Below are 17,513 nucleotides of genomic sequence, written 5' to 3'. Positions count from 1 at the left end.
GCCCGCTCCGGGCGCGTAGAACTGGGGGCATGGTTACGGTACGTCCGCTGTCGCGGCGCTAGTTCGCATCGGGTCCTCGGGCGCCGGTGGGGCGGCGCGTGATTCGATGCCCGTGCCGTCCGGTGGAACGCGTAACTGGCGAGCGTCGACTTCTTCGACCGAACTAGTTGACGTACTGGGGGATTCCCATGACCACGAGACGGACCGACCTCGCCCGCCTGCGCAATATCGGCATCGCCGCCCACATCGACGCGGGCAAGACGACCACCACCGAACGCATCCTGTTCTACACCGGCGTCACCCGCACCCTGGGTGAGGTCCACGACGGCACCGCCGCCATGGACCGGATGATCCAGGAGCGCGAGCACGGCATCACCATCGCCGCCGCGGCCACCACCTGCCGGTGGAACGAGCACGAGATCACCATCCTCGACACCCCCGGCCACGTCGACTTCACCGTCGAGGTGGAGCGGTCGCTGCGGGTGCTCGACGGCGCGGTCGCCGTGTTCGATGCCAAGGAAGGTGTCGAGCCGCAGTCGGAGCAGGTCTGGCGGCAGGCCGATCGCTACGGCGTGCCACGGATCTGTTTCGTGAACAAGATGGACAAGCTCGGCGCGGACTTCGCGTTCACCGTGCGGACCATCGCGGAGCGGCTCGGCGTGCGGCCGTTGGTGATCCAGCTGCCGATCGGCGCCGAGAGCACGTTCGACGGCATCGTCGACCTGGTCGAGATGACGGCGAAGGTGTGGCGCGGTGACACCGACCGCGGCGCGCGGTTCGAGATCGTCGAGATCCCGGACGAACTGCGCGTCGAGGCCGAACTGCACCGCGAGGCGCTGGTGGCCGCGGTCGCCGAGGCCGACGAGGCGGTGTTCGAGCGCTACCTCGCCGGTACGCCGATCCCGGTCGACGTGCTCAAGGCCGCCATCCGCACGATGACGATCGACGCGCGCGCCTACCCGGTCCTGTGTGGTTCGGCGCTGGCCAATGTCGGCGTGCAGCCGCTGTTGGACGCGGTCGTCGACTACCTGCCGTCGCCGCTGGATGTCGTCGCCGTGCACGGGTTCTCGCCGGAGGGCGAGTACATCGAGCGCGCACCCGATGTCGCCGAGCCGTTCGCGGCGCTGGCGTTCAAGGTCGCGCTGCACCCGTTCTTCGGCAAGCTCGTGTACCTGCGGGTCTACTCGGGCCGCGCCGAACCCGGTGCGACCGTACTGAATTCGACCACTGGACGAAAGGAGCGCCTGGGCAAGCTGTTCCAGATGCATTCGAGCACCGAGATCGCCGTCGATCGGGTGCAGGCCGGGCAGATCTGCGCTGTCATCGGCCTGAAGGAGACGGGCACCGGCGACACCCTGTGCGATCGGAACCAGCCGGTCGTGCTGGAGTCGATGGTCTTCCCCGAACCCGTCCTCGCGGTCTCGATCGAACCGCGGACCCGCGCGGATCAGGACAAGCTGGGCACCGCCCTGGCTCGCCTGGCCGAGGAGGATCCGACGTTCACCGTGCAGGTCGACGCCGAGACCGGGCAGACGGTCATCGGTGGCATGGGCGAGCTGCATCTGGAGATCCTGGTCGACCGGATGCGCCGGGAGTTCCGGGTCGAGGCCGAGATCGGCGCACCGCGGGTGGCCTATCGCGAGACCATCACCGCCGCCGTCGAGCAGTTCGAGTACACCCACCGCAAGCAGGTGGGCGGGCGCGGGCAGTTCGCCAAGGTGGTGATCGCGGTGGCGCCGCACGTGGCCGAGGACGGCGCGGTCTACGAGTTCGAGAGCCGGGTGGCCGGTGGGCGCGTGCCGCGGGAGTACATCCCCGCGGTCGACGCGGGCGCGCAGGACGCGCTGCGGGTCGGCGCGCTCGCCGGGTTCCCCCTGGTGAATGTGCGGGTGACGCTGCTCGACGGCGCCGCCCACGTGCAGGATTCGTCGGACCTGGCGTTCCGGCTGGCCGGTGCGGCGGCGGTGCGTGCCGCGGTCGCGCGGGCGAAGCCGGTGCTGCTCGAACCGGTGATGGCCGTCGAGGTCGTCACCCCGGAGGAGTACCTCGGCGAGGTGATCGGTGATCTGAACGCCCGGCGCGGCCGGGTCACCGAGCTCACCGAGCGGTCGGGCGCGCGCGTCGTGCGGGCCCTGACCCCGCTCCAGGAGATGTTCGGCTACATCGGGGATCTTCGCTCGAAGACCCGGGGCCGGGCGACCTACGCCATGGTGTTCGACTCCTACGCGCCGGTTCCGGCCGGTGTCGCGGAGTCGATCATCGCGCGCGGCTGAGAAGACACCGGTGGCGTCGTGTCCACGGACACGGCGCCACCGGCTCGGACCGCGTGTCGGCCGAGCAGGCCCAGCGCGTCGGCGGAGCTCGCGTCGCGCGGGGTGTAGACCTCGAGCCGGTGGTCGGGGCTGTCCGGCTGCAACCACACCTGGTAGTCGACATCGACATCGCCGACGGTGGGATGGTGCAGGCGCATCGCGCCGACGGTGCAGTCGGCGACTTCTCCCTCGGCCCACAGGGTCGCGAATTCGGTACTGCGCATGGCGAGTTCACCGATCAGTTCGGCCAGGTGCGCGTCGGTGGGGTAGCGGCCCGCCGTGAGTCGCAGGTACGCGACGTGGACGCGGGCCAGCTCGGACCAGTTGCGGTGCCGGTCTCGGCTGAGCGGATCGAGGAAGAACATGCGCGGGATCGACGGACGCAGGGCGGGGTCGGCGGGCGTGGCGAAATCCAGGTGCTCGGCGAACAGGGCGTGCCCGGTGCGGTTCCAGGCCAGGACGTCGCCACGGCGGCCGAGGACGACAGCGGGCATGCTCTCGCCGAGCGCGTCGAGCAGGGCGAGGACCCTGGCGTGCGCGCGCTCGGGCTCGGCCCTGGTGAGCCGCGGCGCGGCGGGCAGCCCGGCCAGATTGTGCAGGTGCGCGGTTTCGGCGGCGTCCAGCCGCAACACCCGCGCGATAGCATCGATGACCTGCGCCGATGCCGTTCCCGCCTGGTCCTGCTCCAGCCGTGTGTAGTACCCGGCGCTGACCCCGGCGAGCTGGGCGAGTTCCTCGCGCCGCAGGCCGGGAACCCGGCGGGTCGCGCCGTAGGTCCGCAGCCCGATGTGCTCGGGCGTGACCCGGTCGCGGCGGGCCTTGAGAAACGTGCCGAGGCTTTCCAGCTCCATGCCTTCCGATCGTAGGCAGGAGAGCGAGCCGCCGGGTATCCCCGCGAGGTGTACCCATCACCGGGGCTGGTTGCCGGGCGCGGACCATCGCAGATTCGGGGCATGACTCGACTCGACACCCCACCCACACCGCTGCGGGCCTGGCTCGGCCTGCTGGTGATTCTCGGCCCGGTGCTGCTGGTCGCCATGGACGGTTCGGTGCTGTTCCTGGCCATGCCCGCGATCACCGACGCGCTCACCCCGTCCGCGGACCAATCCCTGTGGATCCTGGACAGTTACGGCTTCGCGGTCGGCTCGCTGCTGATCGCCTTCGGCGCGATCGGTGATCGGTACGGCCGGTTGCGGCTGTTGCTGGTGGGCGCTGCGGTCTTCGGCATCGCCTCGGCGGCAGCGGCTTTCGCGCCGAGCGCGGAGATCCTGATCGGCCTGCGCGTGCTGATGGGCGTGGCCGGGGCGACGCTGTTGCCGTCGGCGCTGGCCATTCTGAGCACCCTGTTCGCCGATCCACGCGCGCGGGCGCAGGCCATCGGGATCTTCGCCGCCACCTTCGCCGCGGGCTTCGCGATCGGGCCGATCGTGGCCGGGCAGCTGCTCACCAGGTTCTGGTGGGGTTCGGTGCTGTTGATCAATCTGCCGGTGCTGCTGGTGTTCCTGCTACTGGCGCCGGTGCTGCTGCGTGAGGTGCGGGCGCCGGGAACGGGCCGGGTCGATGGGGCGAGTGTGCTCGCGTCGGCGGGTGGCTTGCTGCTCACGATGTACGCGGTGAAGCACGCGGCGGCGGTCGGGCTGTCGGCGACCGGGTCGGTGGCCGGGGTGGCGGGCGTCCTCGCGCTGAGCTGGTTCGTGCGCAGGCAGTCGCGGATCGCGCACCCGCTCGTCGACTTCGCGTTGTTCCGCAACCCGGTGTTCGCGATCGCGATCGTCACCGGGTTCCTGCCGCTGGCGGCGTGGTCGGCGACTGCCTACCTCACAGGCACCTACCTGCAATCCGTCCTCGGGCTGACGGTCGCCCGTGCCGCGGTGCTCGCCGTGCCCGGCGCTGTCGTGCTCACCGCGGCAGCGGTCGTGACACCGGCTGTTGTCGACCGGATCGGCCGGTCGAACGCGCTGATCAGCGCGCATTTCCTCATCGCGGCCGGGTTGTCGCTGCTGCTGCTCGCCGACGCCGAGGGCGGCAGCGGCTGGTACCTCGCCTCGACTGCCGTCGCCGGCATCGGTTACGGGATCTCGTTCAGCGTGGTGGCCGATATCGCCGTCGCGGCGGTACCGCCGGAGCGGGCCGGGTCGGCCGCGGCGCTCGCCGAAACCGGCAACGAGCTGGGCAATGCGTTCGGGATCGCGGTCTTCGGCTCGCTGGCCGCGCTGGTGTTCCGATTGGCCGGGCCCGATCTCGCACCGACACTCGGCGAGACGTTGGGACTGCCCGAGACGCCTGCCGTGGCACTCGACGCCGCGCGGCGCGCCTTCGTCACGGGACTGCGCGCGGTCGCGTCGGTCGCGGCGGTCCTGCACGTCGTGCTGGGTGTGGTGGCCGTGCTGGTCCTTCGTGCCGACAAGCGCGCCGTACCTGTTCCGGACGATGGCACCGGCGGCGAGCGCGCGGCCGCGCCGGCGTGACGGTCGCGGAGTAGCGGGCGAGCTTGCCGGTCAGGCTCGGCCGGGGTGGCCGCCGTGCGATCCTCAGCCCAGCTGGGTCATCCCCGCCGCCACCACCTGGGCGACATCGAGCAGATCGTCGGGGGTCGGCACGGGGACGCCGTCCAGGGCGTGCAGGCGGTCGGTGCTGGCGATGGCGAACATGGCCGAGACCCAGGCCGACGCGCACGCGTGCAGGGTGCTCGGGCGCACCGGTGTCGGCACGCTGGCCTGCAGGACGCGGGCGGTGGCGTCGAGGAGCTGGTCGCGCAGGTTGCGCAGGGTGCGCCGGACGTCGGGGTGGGTGTCGGCCTCGCGCCACATGATCACGCGCAGGACCGAGGAGTGGTGATCGCGCAGATTGATCGCGGTGTCGAGGTTGACCAGGCTGGTGGCGGGATCACCGGGGGCGACGACGGCGTCGAGGTCGTCGAGCGGCTGGGTGGGAACGCGTTCGCGCATCAGCGCGGACAGGATCGCGTTCTTGGTGGGGAAGTAGTAGAAGACCAGGCCCTTGGGCACATCGGCGGCCGCGGCCAGCGCCGCGGTCGGGGTGGCGTCGAATCCCTGTGCGGCGAACAGGTTCTCGGCGGCATCCAGAATGAGTTGCCGGGCGTCGCCATCGCGTTTCGCGTTGCGGCGCCCGACGCGTCGGCCCGGCATCAGTGATGCGGAGCCATCTTGTGCAGGCGCTCGTTCATCGCGGGCAGCGCGGCGACCGCCACCACCGCCGTCACTACCCCGACCACCCATGCGGTCCAGGATGCGCCGCTGAACGCGGTGAAGTCCATCGCCCACGGCGAGATGAACAGCAGGACGCCGAACAGGCCCATCGCGTAGTCGGCGCCGGTCATGCTCGCCCGTGCCATCTGGACCAGTCCGGCCGCGGCGATGAGGACGCCGAGCACGATGAGGGTCCAGCGGGCGTTGTCGTTGGTGTCGACCCACAGGGGCGACAGCGCGGTGAATGCGCCGAGCACGACGGCGAGAAGATCCTGTGCGCGGCTGTCTGTGAACATGGGAACTGCCTCCTCGAGAGACGAAAAATACTTCTGACCTCGGTCTACTCCTGATTGACCGCCCGGTCGATATCGGAACCGGCACGGTTGCGTTGCGACGTGGGTATCACCTGCGGCGGGGCGCACTGGTACAAACATTCGGGGGGCCGTAGTGGCCCGCGACACAAGGACATGGCATGGGCGGTCAGCTCCCGGCGGCGGTGGCTCGCGCGAGCGCGGCGGGCGCCGCACATGCCGAGAGGACACAGGTATGAGCGCGCCCATCGTGATCGTCGGAGCGGGTCTGGCAGGTCTGCGCACGGCGGAGGAACTGCGCCGGGCCGGGTACGAGGGCGGCGTGCTGCTGCTCGGCGACGAGTCGCGCCCGCCGTACGACCGCCCGCCGCTGTCGAAGCAGTTCGTGCGCGGCGAGACCGACGACACCACCCTGCGTCCGCCGGAGTTCTTCGCGGAGAAGGACATCGAGCTGCGCCTCGGGACCGCGGTCACCGGCGTCGACACCGCCGCCCGTACGATCGCCCTCGCCGACGGCAGCGCGCTGGACTACGACCAGCTGATCATCGCGACCGGTCTGCGGCCGCGCAGGCTGCCCGGGCTGCCCCAGGTGGCGGGCGTGCACGTGCTGCGCGCGCACGAGGACGCGCAGACCCTGCGCGCCGAACTGGACGGCGCGAACCGGGCGCTGATCATCGGCGCCGGCTTCATCGGCTGTGAACTGGCCGCCAGCTTCCGTGCCGCGGGGGTCGAGGTGACCCTCGTCGAGCCGCAGCCGACCCCGCTGGCCTCGGTGCTCGGCGAGCAGATCGGCGGCCTGGTGGCCCGCATGCACCGCGCCGAGGGCGTCGACCTGCGCTGCGGCGTCGGTGTCGACACGCTGCGGTCCGACGACTCCGGCCGGGTGCGCGGCGCGCTGCTCACCGACGGCACCGAGATCGAGGCCGATCTGGTGGTGATCGGGGTCGGTTCGGTCCCGGTGACCGACTGGCTGGCCGATTCCGGCATCGAACTGGCCGAGCCGTCCGCCGGCGGCGGCGTGCTCGCCGACGAGGTGGGCCGCACCTCCGCCGACGCCGTCTGGGCGGTCGGCGACGTCGCCGCCTGGCAGCACGACACCGGCGTCCGCAAGCGCGTCGAGCACTGGACCAGCGCGGGCGAGCAGGCGAAGCTGCTGGTCACCGCGATGCTCGGCGGTGCGGCCCCGACCGCGGCGCGGGTGCCGTACTTCTGGAGCGACCAGTACGACGTCAAGATCCAGGCGCTGGGCACCCCGTCGCCCGCCGACGACGTCACCGTGGTGAGCGACGACGGCCGTAAGTTCCTCGTCTACTACTCCCGCGACGGCATCCTCACCGCCGTTCTCGGCGCCGGCCTGACCGGTCAGGTGATGAAGCTGCGCGCCAAGCTGGCCACCGACACCCCGGTCGCCGATCTGCTCGCCGCCGCGGGCTGATCCGGAGAGGTTCACAGCCGCCGCGCCGATTCGTCGGGACGGCGGCACAGAACCGGCCGAGGCCGCCGAACTTGTCCCCGGCCTGGATTACTGTGGCGCCGTGGGGTTTACCGAGTACTCGGCCGGTGATGTCGTCTATTTCCCGGAGGGCCCGTTCAGCGGTGTCTGCGGTGTGGTCAAGGAGGTCGATGTCCGCCGCGCCACGGTGCGGCTGGAATTCGCGGAGGGGAGCGTGCACCGCGAAGGCGGTGTCTTGCGGGAACGGCGGCACACCCTGACGGTGGGGTTCGACGAGATCGAACTGGTGTAGCCGGGCGCGGATACGGTCGCGACAGGTCGTTTCGCGGGCCTGTAATACGGTGGACCCCGTGATCGTCGCGCTTATCGATTCCGGCCTCGGCCTGCTGCCGACGGCGGCGTGGTTGCGCACAATGCGTCCCGACGTGGATCTGCTGCTCCTGCTCGACCCCGACGGCGCGCCCTGGGGGCCCAAGCCGGAGGACTGGGTGGTCGAGCGGGTGCTCGGCGCGGCGCGCCAGGCGCTCGAACTCGGCGCCGAAGTGATCGTGCTGCCGTGCAACACCGCGAGCGTGACGGCGCTGGCGCACGTGCGGGCCGAGGTGGGCGACGCGGTGCCGGTGATCGGGACCGTGCCCGCGATCAAGCCCGCGGCTGCCCAGTGCCGGTCGGTGGCCGTGTGGGCCACCGCGGCGACCACCGCCAGCAGCTATCAGGCCGACCTGATCGCCCGGTTCGCCGGTGACGCGAAGGTGGTCGGGGTGGCCTGTCACGGCCTGGCCGACGCCATCGACCGCGGCGACCTGCCCGCCATCGCCGATTCCATCGCCGACGCCGCCGCCCGCACACCCGCCGACGTGGAGGGCGTTGTCCTCGGCTGTACGCACTATCCGCTGGTCATCGATGCCATCATCGGCGCGCTGCCGGACGGCGTCCGCCTGTTCGACAGCGCCCAGGCCGTCGCCGCCCAGACGATCCGCAAGATGGACGAACTGGGCCGCCCGACCACCGGCAGCGGCAGCGTCACGGTGCGGACCAGCGGTAGGCCGGGGGAATTGCCCAGCAGCGCCGCCACTTTCGAGTCCGGCCGCGTGGTCGGCGCGCTGCCCGGCTGAAGCCATCCCCCACGAGGGCGCCGACGCCTGCCGGATGTCGGCGCGGATCTGTCGGCCCGCCGGTGTTGAATGCGAGGGAATTCCCCGACGCCGGAGGTGCCCTGTGTCCGAGCTCCCCACTGCCGCGCAGGTGCGGGCGGCGCTCGCCGAGCAAGCCGACCCCGCCGATGCCATCCACCTGCAACGGTTCTTCAAGACCGGCGCGGGTGAATACGGGGAGGGTGACGTCTTCCTCGGCGTCCGTGTCCCCGCTACGCGCAAGGTCGCCAAACAATTCGGCACGCTTCCGCTGAAGCAGATCGGCGACCTGCTCGACAGCCCGGTGCACGAGGAACGCCTGGCCGCGCTGTTCGTCCTGAACGCCCGCTTCGCCGCGGCGTCGAAACCGCGCACCCGCGACGACGCGGCGCGCGCGGAGATGGTCGAGTTCTACCTGGACGCCGTGCGCCGGGGCCGGGTGAACAACTGGGATCTGGTCGACGCCTCCGCCGAGAACATCGTCGGCCCATGGCTGCTCGACAAGGACCGCGGCCTGCTCTTCGACCTGGCACGGCGGGACTCGCTGTGGGAGCGCCGGGTGGCGCTGCTGTCCACCTTCGCCTTCATCAAGGCGGGCGATCCGAGCACCACGCTGGAACTGGCGAGCGAGCTGCTCGACGACCGCCGCGACCTCATCCAGAAGGCGCTCGGCTGGATGCTGCGCGAGATCGGCAAACGCGTCGATCCCGCGGTCCTCACCGGCTTCCTCGACGCCAACGCGGCGAGGATGGGCCGGACCGCGCTGAGCTACGCCGTCGAGCACCTGACCCCGGAGGAACGCGCCGCCTACCGCGCGATGCGCTAGGCGGCCCGCCCGCTCAGAACTGGATCTTGAGGTGGTCGGTGACCGGCCGGGCCTGGCAGCCCAGGATGTAGCCGTTCTCGATGTCCTCGGGGTCGAGGATCTCGGCGTTGCCCATCTCGACCTTGCCCTCGAGCACGGTGCAGGCGCAGGAGCCGCACTCGCCCTCCTGGCAGGAGTACGGCACGTCCAGGCCCTTGTCGAGCATGATGTCGACGAGGGTCTGCTTGCGCGGCCAGGACAGCTCGTGCACCTGACCGTCGAGCTCCACCTCGACGGTCGCGGCGTCGGCGGCCTCCTCGTCGGAGATCTCCACGGGGGCGTGGTCGGCGAACGGATCGCCCGCCAGCGAGTTGAACACCTCGGCGTGGGTGCGGGAACGCGGCACCTCGAGGGTGGCCAGCGCGTCGTGGACCAGGTCCATGAACGGCTTCGGGCCGCACATGAACGCCTCGTAGGCGGTGTAGGGGGCGACCAGGGTGGCCAGCATGTCGGCGGTGGGCAGGCCGAGCAGCGGTTCCAGCCAGTGGATGACCGACAGTCGCTGGGGGTGCTTGCCGACCAGGTCGCGCAGTTCGTCGGCGAAGATCACCGAGTCGGCGTCGCGGTTGGCGTAGACGAGCACGATCTTGCCGTTGCCCTGCGACAACGCCGACTTCAGGATCGACATCACCGGGGTGATGCCGCTGCCCGCGCCGAACAGCAGCAGGTCCTCGTCGAGGTTCTTGGGGGTGAACACGCCCGAGGGTGGCAGCACCTCGAGTTGGTCACCGGCGGAGATGTTGTCGCACAGCCAGTTCGAGCCGTAGCCGCCCTCGGTGCGCTTGACCGTCACCTTGGGCAGATCGTCGGTGAACGGCGAGCTGGCCAGCGAGTAGCAGCGCGCGACCGAGCCGGTCTGGTCGCTGGGGATACGCAGGGTCAGGAACTGGCCCGGGGTGTAGGCCATGCGTTCGCGGAGGTCGGCGGGCACCTCGAAGACCACGGAGTGGGTGTCGGCCGTTTCGGCGATCACCGCGGCGACCCGCAGCACCACCGAGCGCGAACCGTGCGGAACCTCGACTGTGGTCATGTCGTCCTCTCGAACAAAACTAGAACGTGTTTCAGTTTCATGCTAGGTCGGGACGCGCCTGCAGGGCAAGCTGTGCCTCGAGACCGGCGACCAGCACCTCCATCCCGAAGTCGTAGGAGTACTTGCCGCGCAGGTCCGCCATGTACTTCGTGGCCCGCGCCACCGCCTCGGGCAACAGCACGTCCGCGGGGGCGGAGCGGTCGCGCGGATTCACCCGGCTGCGCCCGAACAGGTAGGTGTGGATGGTCGCATACGCGGCCAGCACGTTGCGGTCGCTGAAGCCCGCGTCGAACAGGATCTCCATCACCGCGTCGATCAGGTCGAGCTGCTTGCCGAGCATCTGCTCGAGCAGGATGTCGCCCAGGCCGGGATGCCTGCGCAGTTTATCGTCTATCTGATCGATGAGGTCGCGCAGGCGCTCCTGCCACGGCCCCGACTCGCGGGTGGGCTTGCGCACCCCCAGCAGCGCCGCGCTGGCCACCAGATCGAGCAGTTCCCGCTTGTCGGCGACGTAGTAGTACGGCGCCATCGGCGAGACGCCGAGCTCGCGGGAGAGTCTGCGCATCGACAATTTCTCCACGCCGTCCTCGCGCACGACGCGCAGCGCCGCCTCGACGATCTCCGACTCCGAGAGTGTGGAATGCGCGCCGCTCCCTGCCCCTCCGTGGTTACGCAAGCTTCCGCCTCACCTCTACTGCCACCGGGCTCATCGGCCCGTTCCCGTCCTGCTCCCGGAAGTCTAGAGGGGTGCGCCGAGGCGCTCGCGGCCATCGAGATTTTCGAATTCCGCCCTTTATGGCAGTCACTGACGTTAAAGTCGGCGGTGACCGGCAACACAATGGAGGTAGTCATGCCCGAGAACGCAACGCCTGCGACCGTCGAATCCGACGCCGACCTGGTCACCGAGACGCTGATCGAAGAGGTCAGCATCGACGGCATGTGCGGCGTGTACTGACCATGGAGGCAGGCGTGCTCGATCTCGACACCCGCTGGGCGCTGCATCCGCGCGTCTCGCTGCGCCCGGAGTCCTTCGGTGCGCTGCTGTACCACTTCGGCACCCGCAAGCTCTCGTTCCTCAAGAGCCGCGATCTGGTCGACGTGGTGCAGTCGCTGCCGGCCCACGCCTCGGTGCGGGACGCGCTGCGAGCCAAGGGCGTCGGCGTGTCCGACGCGCACATCAAGGCGCTGGCACAGCTGGCCGACACCGACATGATCGTGCCCGCGCCGGGCCCGGTCACGCCGGTCACGCCGGTGAGCCTGCCTGCCTCCACGGACACCACTCAGGGCGGCAAGCTGATCGACCGGTTCGAATCCGGTCTGGCGGCACCGATCTGTCTCACCTGGGAACTCACCTACGCGTGCAACCTGTCCTGTGTGCACTGCCTGTCCTCGTCGGGTCGCCGCGATCCGAACGAGCTGACCACCGAGCAGTGCAAGGCGCTCATCGACGAGTTCGAGCGCATGCAGATCTTCTACGTCAACATCGGCGGCGGTGAGCCGACGGTGCGGCCCGACTTCTGGGAACTGGTCGACTACGCGACCGCCCACCACGTGGGGGTCAAGTTCTCCACCAACGGCGTTCGCATCAACGAGGAGGTCGCCGCGCGGCTGGCCGCCAGCGACTACGTCGACGTGCAGATCTCGCTCGACGGCGCCGACGCCGCGGTCAACGACGCCGTGCGCGGCCCCGGCTCCTACGACACCGCGATCCGTGCCCTGGAGAACCTGCACAACGCGGGCTTCGAGGACGCGAAGCTCTCGGTCGTCGCGACCCGGCACAACATCGCCCAGCTCGACGAATTCAAGGCCATCGCCGACCGTTACGGCGCGACCCTGCGGCTGACCCGGCTGCGTCCGTCCGGCCGTGGCGCCGATGTCTGGGACGAACTGCACCCGCTGCCCGAACAGCAGCGCGAGCTCTACGACTGGCTCGTCGCCAACGGCGAGGGCGTGCTCACCGGCGACTCGTTCTTCCATCTGTCCGCGTTCGGTTCGGCGCTGCCCGGCCTGAACATGTGCGGCGCCGGCCGGGTGGTGTGCCTGGTCGACCCGGTCGGTGACGTCTACGCCTGCCCGTTCGCCATCCACGACCGGTTCAAGGCCGGAAACATCGTCGCCGACGGTGGTTTCGACGCGGTGTGGACCACCTCGGAGCTGTTCGCCGAGCTGCGCGAGCCGGTCGACGGTGGCGCGTGCACCAAGTGCTCGCACTACGACGCGTGCCGTGGCGGCTGCATGGCGGCCAAGTTCTTCACCGGCCTGCCCGCCAACGGTCCCGACCCGGAATGCGTGCAGGGCTACGGCGAAGCGGCGTTGTCGATGCCGGGGCGCACGATTCCGCGACCCGCGGTCGACCATTCACGCCCGGTTCGTACCCGTGGTCGGGTCTCGCTGCCGTTGACGGTCAAGCGCGCTCCTGCCAAGGCGTGCAACGAGAGTCCACTCGGATAGACAGGCCGGTTGCCGAAAGTGCGCTGCCGATCTTGTTGACGCGCCCGGTTTTCGGTCACGGCGGCATTTCTGGCGGACTTTCCTCCTTTTTTGTGGGGTGATGATGTCTGCGAGCTCGAGTGCGAATAGCATGCGAGGAATGCGCCATGATCGTCTGCCCGACGGCTTCGGGGTACGGATCGATCCACGGGTACGCGCATTTTCCGGGGGTCGGATCCTGATCGGTGGATCGCCCGCGCGGATCATGCGCCTGGCCCCGGAGGCCGCCGAGCTGATCGGCGACGGGTACCTGGAGGTGACCGACACCAAGTCCGCGATCGTCGCCCGCCGGCTGCTCGATTCCGGTGTGGCGAACCCGCGGCCGCGACTGCTGCCCTCGCTCGACGACGTCACCGTCGTCATCCCGCTGTACAACAACGCCGACGGGCTGATGCGGCTGCTGGCCACCCTGCGTGGGCACAACGTGATCGTCGTCGACGACGGTTCCGACGAGCCGGTGCTGATCCCGCCCCGGCAGGGCCGCGGGCAGGTGACCGTGCTGCGGCACGAGTCCCCGCTCGGCCCGGCCGCCGCCCGCAATGCCGGATTACGGGCGGCGACAACGGGCTTCGTCGCGTTCCTGGACTCCGACGTGGTGCCGCGCAGCGGCTGGCTCGAGGTCATGCTCGGGCACTTCAGCGATCCGCAGGTGGCGCTGGTCGCGCCGCGGATCGTCGCGCTGGACAAGGAGTCCAACGCGCTGGCCCGCTACGAGCACACCCGGTCCTCGCTCGATCTGGGCAGGCGCGAGTCCGCGGTGCACGCGCGCGGTGTCGTGTCCTACGTCCCGAGCGCGGCCCTGCTGACCCGGCGCGCCGCGCTGCTCGGCGAGGGCGGCTTCGACGAGTCGATGCAGGTGGCCGAGGACGTCGACCTGTGCTGGCGGCTGGAACGGACGGGCTGGCGGCTGCGCTACGAGCCCGCCGCGCACGTCGCCCACGATCACCGGGTGGCCTTCCGCGCCTGGTTCGGCCGCAGGCTGTTCTACGGCACCGGCGCCGCGCCGCTGAGCAAGCGGCACGCGGGCATGGTCACGCCGCTGTCGGTGCCGACCTGGACGGTGCTGGCGAGCATCCTGTTCGCGACGCTGTCCAAGTGGGGCCTGCTCGGCGGGCTGGTCACGCTGGCCACCGCCCTCGTCCGGATGCGGCGGGTGTTCACCGAACTGGACAATCCGACGCGCATCGCGGCGGTGTATCTGGCGCGCGGCTATTTCGCCGGGATGTGGCGGCTGGCTTCGGCGATGTGCCGGGACTACTGGCCGGTGACCCTGATCGCGGTGCTCGCCTCCCGGCGGATCCGCAAGATCGCGATCACCATGGCGCTGGCCGACGGTCTGGCCGACTGGTTCACCCACCGCGACGCGGGCGGCCTCGACCCGGTGCGGTACGTCGCCTACAAGCGGCTCGACGATGTGGCCTACGGCAGCGGCCTGTGGCTCGGCGTGATCAGGGCCCGCAGCTTCGAGGCGCTCAAGCCGAGCGTGCCGCCGCGCTGAGTTCGCCCACGTGACGGACACTCTCGTCGTCGGCGCCGGGTCGGCGGGCTGTGTGGTCGCGGCCGAACTCAGCGCCGACCCGGCGCACACGGTGCGGGTGTTCGAGGCCGGGCCGGTGTGGCCGTCGGCCACCGCGGTACCCGCCGACCTACTCGATCCGCGACAGCTGCCGGTCGGCCCGGAATCCGGCGTGGTGTGGCGGTACGCGGGAAACATCGTGCGAGGCAGGCTGATCGGCGGATCGGGGGCGATCAACGGCAGCTACTTCGTCCGCCCGACGGCCGCCGATTTCACGGCGTGGAGTGCGGTGGCCGGGAGCGCGCGCTGGTCGTTCGACGCCGTGCTGCCCTTTCTCCGCGACGTGGAGACCGACCACGATTTCGGCGCCGCGCCCGGTCATGGCGCCACGGGTCCGATCCCGATCCGCCGCACGGCCGACCCGGCTCCGGTCAGCGTGGACTTCGCTGCGCGGTGCGCGGCGATGGGTTTCACGGAGATCGCCGACCTGAACGCCCGCCCCGAAGTGCGCCCCCCGGGCCGGGAAACTCGCGCCGCCGGGGTCGAGATTCCCGGCCACCCACCGGGTGCGGTGGGCTTCGGACGAGTGCCGCTGGCGATCGCGGACGGTCGCCGAGCTGGCCCCGCGTTCACCCATCTCTATCCCGCACTCGCCCGCCCGAACCTCACGATCGCGGGCACGACGATGGTGACCCGCCTGGTGGTGCGCGGCGCCAGGGTGGTCGGCGTCGAGTGGACGCGCGGTCGCGCACACGGCACGGCCTACGCCGACCGGGTGATCCTGTGCGCGGGCGCGGTGGAATCGGCCGCGCTGCTGATCCGCTCGGGCATCGGCCCGGAGCCGCTGCTGCGCTCGCTCGGCGTGCCGGTGGTGCGGCCCGCGCCGGTGGGGCAGTGGTGCACCGATCATCCGGAGATCGGCGTCGAGTACCCGGCGCCCGCGCCGACGACGAGCGCGGTCGCCCTCGAATACGTCCTGGAACTCGGCGACCTCGAACTGCGTCCGTACACCCCGATGTTCACGCCGGGCCTGCGCCGGCTCGGCGTCGCGCTGATGTATCCGGAGTCGACCGGCACACTCACCCTCGTCTCGGCCGACCCGGCCGTTCCCGCCCGGATCGACCAGGGCTATCTGCGCGCCGCCGCCGACCGCGACCGGCTGCGCGCCGGGGTCGAGGTCGCCGCGCGGATCCTCGACCGGCCGCTCGGCACCATCGACGACGCCTGGCTACGCTCGCATCTGGGGACGTCCCAGCACCTTTCGGGCACCTGCCGGATGGGCCCCGCCGACGACCCGCGCGCCGTGGTCGACGACCACGGCCGGGTGCACGGCATCGAGGGCCTGACCGTGGCCGATCTGTCGATCGTGCCCGTCCCGTTGGGCCGTGGCCCACAGGCCGCGACAGTGCTGCTCGCCACAGTGATAGCCCGTCGGCACCGGGTGTGACGAAGTGACATCTGCTACCACAATGTGACCTGCGGGACAAACCCACACTTCTGACGAGGCTGCCGATAACTCACCGGTACAGTTTGTAGCGGGAAAGAAAGGCAAATGGTCAGCAATCTCGCAGGTGGGCGGCCCCCACGGCAGGCGGCAGAGTCGGGCGCACAGCTCGGAGCTCTGGAAGCCTATGCCGCACAGGCCCATGGTTTTCTCAGTGCCGGTGGTGACCAGCTGACCCAGCTGGCCGGCCTGTTGCGTCCGCTCGTTCTTGAGTCCTGGTTGCGCAGTACGCGTGGTGGAATCGATCCGACGGACATACTCGACGGTCGCGGTCTTCGTGGTGCCGATCTGGTGCGTTACCGGGATGCTCATCCCATTGCCGCGCTGATGCCACTCATCGACAAACTGCTGGTCCAGGACGCGGCGCGGGCTGGACTGATCGTGACGGTCGCCGACCAGTTCGGCCGGGTGCTGTCGGTGCACGGTCATCCGGAACAGGTCGCCGCCGCTGCCGAGATCGGCGTGCGCGAAGGCGACGATCTGAGCGAGCGCCGGATCGGGACGAACGCGGTCGGTCTCGTCGTGCGCACCGGCCGGGCGACGTGGATTCACGGACCCGAACATTTCCTCCATCGCATGCATCAGATCACCGGCGCGGCGGCCCCCGTGCACGAGCCGGACGGCCGGTTGATCGGCGTGCTGATGATTGCCGGCGGGATGCGGGTGGCCAAGCCTGAAATCCTCGCTCTGGTCAAGGCCGCGGCGACGGCGGCCGAGATGGATCTGGTGCTGCGGGCGATGCGGGCGGGTCGCGGGGTGCCCGCGGCCGAGCCCGGCCGCGCCGGCCAGCAGGCCGCCGATAGCGAACCGGCCCGGCTCGGACTCGAGGTCCTCGGACTCGGCCAGCCGCAATTGACGGTGGCGGGGGAGCGGGTGTCGCTGTCTCAGCGGCACGCCGAGATCCTGCTGTTGCTCACCGAACATCCCGAGGGGCTCGGCGCCGATCATCTGGCGCTGCTGCTCGACGACACCGATCTGGACAACGGCACCATCCGCGCGGCGATGTCGCGCCTGCGGTCGGTGATCGGCGCCTCGGTCGTCGGATCGCGCCCCTACCGTCTGCGCGTCCATGTCGCAACCGATGTGGAGGCCCTGCGGGCCGCGCTCGACTCCGGTGATATCGAATCCGCATTGCGCTTGTACGCCGGTCCGGTGCTCCCGAGATCGTCGGCTCCGGGCATCTGCGACATCCGCGACGAGCTTCGGGTGCGGTTGCGCACCGCGGTGCTCGCTTCCGCCGATCCCGGCGTGCTGCGCCGGTGGACCGCGGGCCCGGAAGGCCGCGACGACGCCGCCGCGTGGGCCGCGTACCGGTCCACCGTCGACCGCGATTCGCCCCTGTATGCGCAGATCGAGGCCAAGATCCGGGTGCTCGATCGGCGCCTCGGTACCGATGCAACGCAGATGCAACGTTTCGGCTCATAGTCTCCCGTTCTGAAAGTGTGGTAGCTCACACATCTGCCGAAGATGTGGTGTGGCACACACTGATGCCCAGGTCGTGGCAACCTCCTTGGAGAGACTGGACGTTCGTCCGAGTTTTTTATCGGAAAAAGTTCCTTTTTATTAACTGACCGCCTAGTGTCTGCAATGCATGGACAGGCAGCCATGTGATGTAAGTGACATAGCCGAGGCGCGAGGTTCGGGCCGCGGCCGCGATGTTGGAGGAACGATCAACAGCTAGGCACCCCGC

16 protein-coding genes are annotated in these 17,513 nt (G+C 70.2%); 11 read left to right on the top strand and 5 right to left on the bottom strand.

Going from position 1 to position 17,513, the window contains the following annotated elements:
* The first annotated feature begins 188 nt into the window (after positions 1-188).
* Positions 189-2,273 (top strand): elongation factor G, encoded by a 2,085-nt coding sequence (gene fusA, locus AB0L91_RS08315; RefSeq protein ID WP_365008258.1) that lies wholly within the window; start codon positions 189-191, stop codon positions 2,271-2,273.
* On the opposite strand, the gene AB0L91_RS08310 is transcribed toward fusA, so the two are convergent.
* Positions 2,222-3,163 carry a helix-turn-helix transcriptional regulator gene (locus tag AB0L91_RS08310; RefSeq protein ID WP_365008255.1) on the bottom strand — a complete coding sequence of 314 codons (942 nt, stop codon included), beginning with the start codon at positions 3,161-3,163 and terminating at the stop codon, positions 2,222-2,224. The two genes, fusA and AB0L91_RS08310, sit on opposite strands and share 52 nt — an antisense overlap.
* Before the next feature lie 102 nt (positions 3,164-3,265).
* Between AB0L91_RS08310 and AB0L91_RS08305 the strand changes: the two genes are divergently transcribed.
* On the top strand, positions 3,266-4,780 hold the full coding sequence (locus AB0L91_RS08305; protein ID WP_365008252.1) for an MFS transporter: 1,515 nt from the start codon (positions 3,266-3,268) through the stop codon (positions 4,778-4,780).
* A 63-nt stretch (positions 4,781-4,843) separates the two neighbouring features.
* Here AB0L91_RS08305 and AB0L91_RS08300 read toward each other — a convergent pair whose 3' ends face one another.
* Positions 4,844-5,461, bottom strand: a complete 618-nt coding sequence (locus tag AB0L91_RS08300; RefSeq protein ID WP_365008251.1) for a TetR/AcrR family transcriptional regulator — start codon at positions 5,459-5,461, stop codon at positions 4,844-4,846.
* Positions 5,461-5,817 carry an SPW repeat protein gene (locus AB0L91_RS08295; RefSeq protein WP_355273703.1) on the bottom strand — a complete coding sequence of 119 codons (357 nt, stop codon included), beginning with the start codon at positions 5,815-5,817 and terminating at the stop codon, positions 5,461-5,463. The genes AB0L91_RS08300 and AB0L91_RS08295 overlap by 1 nt, the downstream gene beginning before the upstream one ends.
* 250 nt (positions 5,818-6,067) lie before the next feature.
* On the opposite strand from AB0L91_RS08295, the gene AB0L91_RS08290 reads away from it, so the two are divergent.
* The 4 genes from AB0L91_RS08290 to AB0L91_RS08275 all read left to right on the top strand — a co-directional run bounded on the left by AB0L91_RS08290 (position 6,068) and on the right by AB0L91_RS08275 (position 9,244).
* On the top strand, positions 6,068-7,267 hold the full coding sequence (locus AB0L91_RS08290; RefSeq protein WP_365008249.1) for an FAD/NAD(P)-binding oxidoreductase: 1,200 nt from the start codon (positions 6,068-6,070) through the stop codon (positions 7,265-7,267).
* A gap of 100 nt (positions 7,268-7,367) precedes the next feature.
* On the top strand, positions 7,368-7,577 hold the full coding sequence (locus tag AB0L91_RS08285) for a hypothetical protein (protein ID WP_355273697.1): 210 nt from the start codon (positions 7,368-7,370) through the stop codon (positions 7,575-7,577).
* A gap of 58 nt (positions 7,578-7,635) precedes the next feature.
* Positions 7,636-8,400: an aspartate/glutamate racemase family protein gene (locus AB0L91_RS08280; RefSeq protein WP_365008247.1), complete on the top strand. Its 765-nt coding sequence runs from the start codon at positions 7,636-7,638 to the stop codon at positions 8,398-8,400.
* A gap of 103 nt (positions 8,401-8,503) precedes the next feature.
* Positions 8,504-9,244, top strand: coding sequence for a DNA alkylation repair protein (locus tag AB0L91_RS08275; RefSeq protein WP_365008245.1), 741 nt, complete (start codon positions 8,504-8,506; stop codon positions 9,242-9,244).
* 13 nt (positions 9,245-9,257) lie between these two features.
* Here AB0L91_RS08275 and AB0L91_RS08270 read toward each other — a convergent pair whose 3' ends face one another.
* Positions 9,258-10,313, bottom strand: coding sequence for a ferredoxin--NADP reductase (locus tag AB0L91_RS08270; RefSeq protein ID WP_365008244.1), 1,056 nt, complete (start codon positions 10,311-10,313; stop codon positions 9,258-9,260).
* 37 nt (positions 10,314-10,350) lie between these two features.
* On the bottom strand, positions 10,351-10,989 hold the full coding sequence (gene mftR2 / locus AB0L91_RS08265) for a mycofactocin system transcriptional regulator MftR2 (RefSeq protein WP_218719662.1): 639 nt from the start codon (positions 10,987-10,989) through the stop codon (positions 10,351-10,353).
* 174 nt (positions 10,990-11,163) lie between these two features.
* Between mftR2 and mftA the strand changes: the two genes are divergently transcribed.
* From mftA to AB0L91_RS08240, 5 genes are all read left to right on the top strand, one after another.
* Positions 11,164-11,268 carry a mycofactocin precursor MftA gene (gene mftA, locus AB0L91_RS08260; protein ID WP_355273682.1) on the top strand — a complete coding sequence of 35 codons (105 nt, stop codon included), beginning with the start codon at positions 11,164-11,166 and terminating at the stop codon, positions 11,266-11,268.
* A 2-nt stretch (positions 11,269-11,270) separates the two neighbouring features.
* Entirely contained in the window at positions 11,271-12,764 is a 1,494-nt protein-coding gene (gene mftC, locus AB0L91_RS08255) for a mycofactocin radical SAM maturase (protein ID WP_365011220.1), read from the top strand.
* Positions 12,765-12,903: 139 nt separating this feature from the next.
* Positions 12,904-14,301 carry a mycofactocin biosynthesis glycosyltransferase MftF gene (gene mftF, locus AB0L91_RS08250; protein WP_355273679.1) on the top strand — a complete coding sequence of 466 codons (1,398 nt, stop codon included), beginning with the start codon at positions 12,904-12,906 and terminating at the stop codon, positions 14,299-14,301.
* A 10-nt stretch (positions 14,302-14,311) separates the two neighbouring features.
* Positions 14,312-15,766, top strand: coding sequence for a mycofactocin system GMC family oxidoreductase MftG (gene mftG, locus AB0L91_RS08245; protein WP_365008239.1), 1,455 nt, complete (start codon positions 14,312-14,314; stop codon positions 15,764-15,766).
* A 384-nt stretch (positions 15,767-16,150) separates the two neighbouring features.
* Positions 16,151-17,248, top strand: a complete 1,098-nt coding sequence (locus AB0L91_RS08240; RefSeq protein WP_357342664.1) for a GAF domain-containing protein — start codon at positions 16,151-16,153, stop codon at positions 17,246-17,248.
* Positions 17,249-17,513: the final 265 nt, after the last annotated feature.

It is taken from the genome of Nocardia sp. NPDC051833 (genome assembly GCF_040681225.1).
Taxonomy (GTDB): Bacteria; Actinomycetota; Actinomycetes; order Mycobacteriales; family Mycobacteriaceae; genus Nocardia.
The sequence above is the reverse complement of the archived record's forward strand: the minus strand, read 5'-3'. Positions and strand labels throughout refer to the sequence as shown.

What these genes read in the sequence shown, in the direction of transcription:
- fusA (WP_365008258.1), top strand. Translation starts at nt 189, where the DNA reads ATGACCACGAGACGGACCGACCTCGCCCGCCTGCGCAATATCGGCATC.
- AB0L91_RS08310 (WP_365008255.1), bottom strand. Translation starts at nt 3,163, where the DNA reads ATGGAGCTGGAAAGCCTCGGCACGTTTCTCAAGGCCCGCCGCGACCGG.
- AB0L91_RS08305 (WP_365008252.1), top strand. Translation starts at nt 3,266, where the DNA reads ATGACTCGACTCGACACCCCACCCACACCGCTGCGGGCCTGGCTCGGC.
- AB0L91_RS08300 (WP_365008251.1), bottom strand. Translation starts at nt 5,461, where the DNA reads ATGCCGGGCCGACGCGTCGGGCGCCGCAACGCGAAACGCGATGGCGAC.
- AB0L91_RS08295 (WP_355273703.1), bottom strand. Translation starts at nt 5,817, where the DNA reads ATGTTCACAGACAGCCGCGCACAGGATCTTCTCGCCGTCGTGCTCGGC.
- AB0L91_RS08290 (WP_365008249.1), top strand. Translation starts at nt 6,068, where the DNA reads ATGAGCGCGCCCATCGTGATCGTCGGAGCGGGTCTGGCAGGTCTGCGC.
- AB0L91_RS08270 (WP_365008244.1), bottom strand. Translation starts at nt 10,313, where the DNA reads ATGACCACAGTCGAGGTTCCGCACGGTTCGCGCTCGGTGGTGCTGCGG.
- mftA (WP_355273682.1), top strand. Translation starts at nt 11,164, where the DNA reads ATGCCCGAGAACGCAACGCCTGCGACCGTCGAATCCGACGCCGACCTG.
- mftC (WP_365011220.1), top strand. Translation starts at nt 11,271, where the DNA reads ATGGAGGCAGGCGTGCTCGATCTCGACACCCGCTGGGCGCTGCATCCG.
- mftF (WP_355273679.1), top strand. Translation starts at nt 12,904, where the DNA reads ATGCGCCATGATCGTCTGCCCGACGGCTTCGGGGTACGGATCGATCCA.
- AB0L91_RS08240 (WP_357342664.1), top strand. Translation starts at nt 16,151, where the DNA reads ATGCCACTCATCGACAAACTGCTGGTCCAGGACGCGGCGCGGGCTGGA.